The sequence below is a fragment of the Stenotrophomonas sp. NPDC077659 genome (genome assembly GCF_050268705.1).
Classification (GTDB): Bacteria; Pseudomonadota; Gammaproteobacteria; order Xanthomonadales; family Xanthomonadaceae; genus Stenotrophomonas.
Window position 1 is genome coordinate 1 of sequence record NZ_JBNNHG010000147.1, and the last position, 7,254, is coordinate 7,254.

Sequence of the window (7,254 nt, forward strand, 5' to 3'; positions counted from 1 at the left end):
ACCAGCCACGAGACTCCGTCACGAACCTCGCGCCGCCAATTGTCAAGGCGATACCACGAATTCGGTTTCGACTACCTGCGCGACAACATGGCGCTGTCCAAGGCCGACCGCTACCAGCGCGGCCTGCACTATGCCATCGTCGACGAAGTCGACTCCATCCTGATCGACGAAGCACGTACCCCGCTGATCATCTCCGGCCCGGCCGATGACTCCCCGGAGTTGTACATCCGCGTCAACCGCGTCGTGCCCAACCTGGTCAAGCAGGAAGCGGAAGACGGCGAGGGCGACTTCTGGGTCGACGAGAAGGGCAAGCAGGTGCACCTGTCCGAAGCGGGCATGGAGCACGCCGAGCAGCTGCTGGTGGAAGCGGGAATTCTCGACGGCGAGACCGAAGGCCTCTATGCGCCGCAGAACCTGACCGTGGTCCACCACCTCAACGCCGCTCTGCGCGCGCACGCCATCTACCAGCGTGACGTGGACTACATCGTGCGCGACGGCGAAGTGGTCATCGTCGACGAATTCACCGGCCGTACCCTGGCCGGCCGCCGCTGGTCGGACGGCCTGCACCAGGCGGTGGAAGCGAAGGAAGGCGTTCCGGTCCAGCGCGAGAACCAGACGCTGGCCAGCATCACCTTCCAGAACCTGTTCCGCATGTACAGGAAGCTGTCCGGCATGACCGGCACGGCCGATACCGAAGCGTTCGAATTCCAGAGCATCTACGGTCTGGAAGTGGTAGTCATCCCGACCAACCGCCCGACCATCCGCAAGGACAGCCCGGACCAGGTATTCCTCAACCGCAAGGGCAAGTTCAATGCGGTGCTGGCCGACATCGAAGAGTGCGCCAAGCGCGGCCAGCCGGTGCTGGTGGGTACCACCTCGATCGAAACCTCGGAAATGCTGTCCGAGCACCTGGGCAAAGCCGGCGTGAAGCACGAAGTGCTCAACGCCAAGCAGCACGACCGTGAAGCGACCATCGTCGCCAACGCCGGTCGTCCGGCCGCGGTGACCATCGCCACCAACATGGCTGGCCGTGGTACCGACATCGTGCTGGGCGGTTCGCTGGAAGCCGAGATCCACGCCCTGGGCGAGGACGCGACCGACGAACGGAAGGCCGCGGTCAAGGCCGAATGGCAGAAGCGCCACGACGCGGTGAAAGCTGCGGGCGGCCTGCATATCGTCGGCACCGAACGCCACGAATCGCGCCGTATCGACAACCAGCTGCGTGGCCGTTCCGGCCGCCAGGGCGATCCGGGTTCGTCCCGTTTCTACCTGTCGCTGGAAGACAACCTGATGCGCATCTTCGCCTCTGACTGGGTGCAGAAGGCCATGCGCATGATGGGCATGAAGGAAGACGACGTCATCGAGGACCGCCTGGTCAGCCGCCAGATCGAAAAAGCGCAGCGCAAGGTCGAGGCCCACAACTTCGACATCCGCAAGAACCTGCTGGATTTCGACGACGTCAACAACGACCAGCGCAAGGTGATCTACGCCCAGCGCGATGAACTGCTGGATGCCGAATCGGTGAAGGACAACGTCGACGGCATCCGCGACGACGTGATCTTCGACGTGGTCGCCCGCTTCGTGCCGCCGAACTCGGTGGACGAGCAGTGGGACCTGCGTGGCCTGGAAGCGACCCTGGAGTCGGACTTCGGCCTGCAGATGTCGCTGGTGGACATGGTCAAGGCGCACGAGGAACTGGATGCGGAAGGCATCGCGGCCAAGGTGCTGGCGCGCGTCAACCAGCACTTCGCCGAGAAGGAAGCCGGCGTTGGCGAGGAAACCATGCGCGCGCTGGAAAAGCACGTCATGCTGACCGTGCTCGACCAGAGCTGGAAAGAACACCTGGCCCGCATGGACTACCTGCGCCAGGGCATCTACCTGCGTGGTTACGCGCAGAAGCAGCCCAAGCAGGAGTACAAGAAGGAAGCCTTCGAGCTGTTCTCGGACATGCTGGAGAACGTCAAGCGCGAAGTGGTGACCCTGCTGGCACGCGTTCGCATCCGCAGCGACGAGGAAGTGCAGGCGCTGGAAGCCGCCGAGCGGCAGCAGGTGGAAGCCCGCCTGAGCCAGTCGCAGTTCCAGCACCAGGACGCCGGCAGCTACAGCGCCGACGAAGAGGCCGCGCAGGTGCAGGCCGCCCAGCAGGGCGTGGCGCAGCTGCAGCGTGACGAGCCGAAGATCGGCCGCAACGATCCCTGCCCCTGCGGCAGTGGCAAGAAGTACAAGCACTGCCACGGCCAGCTGAGCTGACCCCGGAGAGCCCCGCGAAAGCGGGGCTTCTTCGTTGGGGGCGAGGGTGCTGGCCTGCTGCCGGCATTGCGCCGAGCCCGGTCGATTCGGCATTCTGACTCCATGCCTTCCCCGAAACGATCCATCCATGTCGTGGCCGGCGTCATCACCGACGCCCGTGGCCGTGTGCTGCTCAACCGCCGTACCGGGAACCGTGACATGGCCGGTCTGTGGGAGTTCCCCGGCGGCAAGCGCGAGCCCGGCGAGAGTTCCGAACAGGCTCTGGTGCGCGAACTGCACGAAGAGCTTGGCATCGAGGCCGAGATCGGCGAGTGGATCATGGACGTGCCACAGCACTATCCGGACAAGCACCTGACCCTGGAAGTGCGGCATATCCGCAGCTGGAAGGGCACCCCACGTGGGCGCGAGGGGCAGGCCATCACCTGGGTGGCGCCGGACAAGCTGGGCCGCTATTCGATGCCGCCGGCCGACCTGCCGGTGGTGGCTGCCCTGCGCCAGCCCGCCCGCTACCTGATCACCCCTTCGCCGCAAGAGGGTGAGGCCGGTGCGCAGCGCTGGCAGGAGCAGCTGCAGCAGGCGGTGGCGGCGGGCCAGCAGCGCATCCAGCTGCGCCTGCCGGCGACGCATCCGCAGCGCCAGGTGTTGATCGAACAGGCGCTGCAGGCGCATCGGCAGGGTGTGCAGTGGCTGCTGAACCGCGATATTGAACTGGCCCGCGCGCTGGGCGTGGGCGTGCACCTGGGCAGCGAGCAGTTGCTGGTGCTGCAGGAGCGCCCACTGCCGCCCGGGCAATGGGTGGCCGCGTCCTGCCATGACCTGGCGCAGCTGCAGGCGGCGCAGCGGTTGGGCTGTGACTTCGCTGTGCTCGGCCCGGTTAAGGTCACGGCCAGCCATCCTGATGTAACCCCGCTGGGCTGGGAGGCGTTCGCCGCGTTGCGGGCGCAGGTGAGCCTGCCGATCTACGCGCTGGGCGGGATGAACACGGCACACATCGCGCAGGCAAGGCGCCATGGCGCGCAGGGCATCGCGGCCATCCGCGGGTTGTGGCCGACGGATGATCGTGCGCGGTGACGCGATTGGCTTGACGATACTCGGCGAAGGAACGCGTACGACAATCCGGATTGATCAGGATCAGCGTGGAAGCTTCGAGCGAAGGCCATGGTGGGCGCGAGCTGATTTTGGCTCGCTGAGAAACACCCTTCCACATGCAAAAGCTGTCTGTGCTACACACCATCCCGGCCATCCCGCCTTCGTCCGTCCTGCTGCTCGACCGCTCGACAGCGGCGCAGGACCTGGAGCAAGGAGCGGCGGAGGCCCTTGGTGATGTCCGTAACCGTTCATCGGGAAGGCTGACCTGCCGCAACGTATGTCTCGGCGTCATGGTAGCCGTCACGGCCGTCACATTCGTCGGCTTGGTGGTATACAACCTCACGTACAGTGATCCGGCCGGTGAGGATCAGCCGCAGGCAGCGGCGCTGGTGGGGCCTTCGCAGTGGGAGTACCCGTTCCAGCAGAGCGGTAGCCGTCAGGCCAGGATGCAGCTGGGACTTCACTCCGCGTTGAGTCATGGCCTGAACGTCACCGGCCCGTAACCGAAGGAACGGGGTCGGAGCTGAGCATTGCGCGGATCCGACCCCGTCAAGGGCGTTACAAGGTGATCCAGAAACACCCGTACTGCCGCCGCAGCCCCAGCACCGTGGCCGTGCGCGCCGCGCTGCCTGGCAGCGTCTGTTCCAGCCGCAGGCCGATCAGATGCCGTGGCGTCGCCGGCTCAGGGTCGGATCCCTGCGCAGCAGGGCTCTGACCCTCTTCCGGTGGCAGCTCCTGATCCTGCTGCGGATACACGGGCACCACATCCACCAGCGGCCGCCGCACCACCGATTCCAGCTGACCGAGGATGCGCTGTGCGCCGGCGTCGGAGACCGCGCTCCACAGGTACAGTGTCGACAGCCGATTGACGTCCTGGGTGTCCACCGCCGTGTGCAGCGCCTGCACCAGTTCGCTCAGGCGGCGCGGGCAGCTGGCGCCCAGACTGTCGCGCTGCAGGGTGCTGCCGGCCGGCGGCGGCGGCGGACGCCGCGACTGCGCGCCGAGGCTTTCACACGGACGGTCGGTATAGACACTCTGGCCCTGTGCATCGGTGCAGCGGTTCAAGCGCGTGGACTGGGCATGGGCTTCAATGCTGGCGACGGGTGCCAGCGCCAGCAGCAGGGGCAGGACGACTTTCATGACCACAGGGTAGCGTTGAAATCGACACCGCAGTGCGCGTTCAGCCGTTCAGCAGCTTCAGCACCGCCACCGTCGGCCTGGCCAGGTTCAGCGTGTAGAAGTGCAGGCCCGGTGCACCGCCTTCCACCAGCCGTTGGCACAGCTTGGCCACCACTTCGCTGCCGAAGGCACGCACCGATTCACTGTCATCGCCATAGGCCAGCATCTTGCGGCTGATCCAGCGCGGAATCTCCGCGCCGCACTGTTCGGAAAAACGACGCAGCTGGCTGAAGTTGGCGATGGGCATGATGCCGGGGGTGATCGGCACCTGCACGCCCCGCCGCTGCACTTCATCGACGAAGTGGAAGTAAGCGTCGGGGTTGTAGAAGTACTGGGTGATGGCGGCATCGGCACCGGCATCGATCTTGGCCTTGAAATGCTTCAGATCGGTCAGCGCATCGGGTGCCTGCGGGTGGGTTTCCGGGTAGGCACCCACTTCGACGCGGAACGCATCGCCGTGCTCGGCCCGGATGAAGGCGATCAGCTCGGCGGCATAGCGCATGTCGCCGGGGAAGCCCATGCCCGAAGGCAGGTCGCCGCGCAGGGCGACGATCCGCCGGCAGCCGATGGCCCGGTACAGCTTGAGCAGCTCGCGGATCTCCTGGCGGGTACCGCCGACGCAGGACAGGTGCGGTGCGGCGTCGAAACCGTGGTGCTGGTTGAGGTGGCGCACGGTTTCGGAGGTGTAGCTGAGGGTCGAGCCACCGGCACCGAAGGTACAGGACACGTACTCGGGGGTGTACGCCTTCAGGCGCGCAGCGGCACGGTCCAGCTGGCCACGCTGCTCATCGGTCTTGGGCGGGTAGAACTCGAAGCTGATGGCGGTCATGGCGCGGGCGGTGGCAGCGGATGCGGTTGAGTATATCGCTCCATCAAGATGGATGTGAAGTTGAGGGGTGTAGAGAACCGGTCCACCGCAGGCGACCGTTTGCCCGGAAGCGCGACCGTTCCTCCTCGACTGCAACATCCCAGACCCAGCCGCCGCCAGGCTGGCCGCACCCCCACGCACCCGTCCACAGCGGATCTGTCCCTACAAGGAGTATGCGATGAAGATGTATCTGGCGATGTACTTCGCGACGAAGGCTCTGGCCCGGTTGGCGATGATCGGCATGGCGATGGCCGTGCTCGGCTCGGGCACTGCCCATGCCGCCGGGGCGACAGAGACCGGCCACGGCAGCGGCAAGGTGCAGGTGGAAGTGCTCGGCCACGGTCGTCCTCTGCTGATGATTCCCGGCCTGAACAGCAGCGCTGAGGTCTGGCGCGAGACCTGTCTGGCGCTGAAGGACGTGCAGTGCCACCTGGTGCAGCTGCCGGGTTTTGCCGGCGCCCGCGCCGCCGCGCCGCGAGGCGATTGCCCGGTTGCGGCCCGACGTGGTGCTGCTGGATGTGCAGATGCCGTCCGGTACCGGTTTCGACGTGCTTGATGGCCTGGAGCAGGCACCGGCCGTGGTGTTCGTCACCGCCTACGACGCCTATGCGGTGCGCGCGTTCCAGACCAATGCGCTGGATTATCTGGTCAAGCCGGTGGAAGCGCCGCGCCTGCAGGAAGCGCTGGAACGCGTACGCCAGCGTGATGTGCCTGCGGTACCGCAGGTGGGTACGGGTGGCAGCCTGAGCGCGCAGGACCAGGTGTTCGTACGTGATGGCGAACGCTGCTGGTTCGTGGCGGTCGGCGAGATCCGCCGGCTGGTGGTGGATGGCAACTACACGCGCCTGTGGTTCCGCGACCAGAATGCGCTGCTGGCACGCAGCCTGAGCGCGCTGGAAGCACGGCTGCCAGCGGAGCTGTTCTTCCGGGCCAACCGCAACACGCTGGTGAACCTGCGGCGTATCCGCACGGTGACTCCCAGCGTGGGCGATGGCTACGATCTGGTGCTGGACGACGGCAGCGAGGTGGACGTTTCGCGGCGGCAGGCACGTGAGCTGCGTGAACGGATGGCGTTGTAGGCCACTGCAGCGGTTACCCTGTGCAGGACTCTCCGCTTGCATTGACCATGTCCATCGTCCTCACCGAATTCGCCCGTCCCCGCCTGTTCCCGCGCGTGCCGCGTGCCAACACGATCCAGGACATCAGCGCCGAGCAGTTCCAGGCGCACCTCAACGCGCATGCGCCGCTGAAGGTGCTCGATGGCTATGCACCGTTCTGCAAGCTGTTCGTCTACGAGAACTGGACCAGCACGCGCTGCCTGACCGTGCCGGTCACCGAGGCCAACCGCCACCTGCTGCGCAGCGGCTACGAGGCGCGCAACCGCGAGGAACTGCCGGTGCTGGTGCGCTGGTTCGAGGGCGTTGAATCGCCGCGCGCGAACTACCTGGTGGTGATCCTGTACAGCGCCGGGCAGCTGGCGAAGGAGGGTTCGCCCATCGACGCGGACTGGGGCATCGTCGGCTGCATCTACACCGCCGAGCCGGAAGAGGTACCGATGGCACCGATCACCATGATGCGCAACGCGCTGGGCGTGGAGGAGGGTGGTTCCGGCGTGCCGCTGGACCGCGATGCCTACCAGCGGTCGGTGCAGTTCTGGGAAAACAACGCCAACTGGCGGCCATGAGCGCTGGAATGTGTATCCACGCATGGCGTGGATCTACTGGGTCTGGTGGGTGCGGACCGTTGGTCCGCACTGCGCAGATTCACATTAACGCATGGCGTGGATCTACTGGGTCTGGTGGGTGCGGACCGTTGGTCCGCACTGCGTAGATTCACATCCACGCATGGCGTGGATCTACTGGGTCTGG

The 7,254-nt window shown here is 65.9% G+C and carries 6 protein-coding genes and 2 pseudogenes; 6 read left to right on the forward strand and 2 right to left on the reverse strand.

What is annotated here, in order from left to right; translation table 11 throughout:
• The 3 genes from secA to ACQKDV_RS16270 form a co-directional block, all read left to right on the forward strand.
• Positions 1-2,250 (forward strand): preprotein translocase subunit SecA (gene secA / locus ACQKDV_RS16260; RefSeq protein WP_427785094.1); only part of this gene is annotated, 2,250 nt, incomplete at its 5' end.
• Positions 2,251-2,352: 102 nt separating this feature from the next.
• Positions 2,353-3,321 (forward strand): Nudix family hydrolase, encoded by a 969-nt coding sequence (locus tag ACQKDV_RS16265; protein WP_427785095.1) that lies wholly within the window; start codon positions 2,353-2,355, stop codon positions 3,319-3,321.
• A 134-nt stretch (positions 3,322-3,455) separates the two neighbouring features.
• A complete protein-coding gene (locus ACQKDV_RS16270; protein ID WP_427785096.1) occupies positions 3,456-3,842 on the forward strand; it encodes a hypothetical protein in 387 nt (128 codons plus the stop codon).
• 55 nt (positions 3,843-3,897) lie between these two features.
• Here ACQKDV_RS16270 and ACQKDV_RS16275 read toward each other — a convergent pair whose 3' ends face one another.
• Together ACQKDV_RS16275 and metF are read right to left on the reverse strand one after the other, a co-directional pair.
• Positions 3,898-4,479 carry a DUF4124 domain-containing protein gene (locus ACQKDV_RS16275; protein ID WP_427785097.1) on the reverse strand — a complete coding sequence of 194 codons (582 nt, stop codon included), beginning with the start codon at positions 4,477-4,479 and terminating at the stop codon, positions 3,898-3,900.
• A 40-nt stretch (positions 4,480-4,519) separates the two neighbouring features.
• On the reverse strand, positions 4,520-5,347 hold the full coding sequence (metF, locus tag ACQKDV_RS16280) for a methylenetetrahydrofolate reductase [NAD(P)H] (RefSeq protein WP_427785099.1): 828 nt from the start codon (positions 5,345-5,347) through the stop codon (positions 4,520-4,522).
• Between the two features lie 217 nt (positions 5,348-5,564).
• Between metF and ACQKDV_RS16285 the strand changes: the two are divergent.
• From ACQKDV_RS16285 to ACQKDV_RS16295, 3 genes and pseudogenes are all read left to right on the forward strand, one after another.
• Positions 5,565-5,894 (forward strand): annotated as a pseudogene (locus ACQKDV_RS16285) (alpha/beta fold hydrolase); the annotation flags it as partial.
• Positions 5,851-6,465: pseudogene (locus ACQKDV_RS16290) on the forward strand (LytR/AlgR family response regulator transcription factor); the annotation flags it as partial. The pseudogenes ACQKDV_RS16285 and ACQKDV_RS16290, both read left to right, overlap by 44 nt.
• Before the next feature lie 47 nt (positions 6,466-6,512).
• Entirely contained in the window at positions 6,513-7,070 is a 558-nt protein-coding gene (locus ACQKDV_RS16295; protein WP_427785100.1) for a DUF3228 family protein, read from the forward strand.
• The last annotated feature ends 184 nt before the right edge of the window (positions 7,071-7,254 follow it).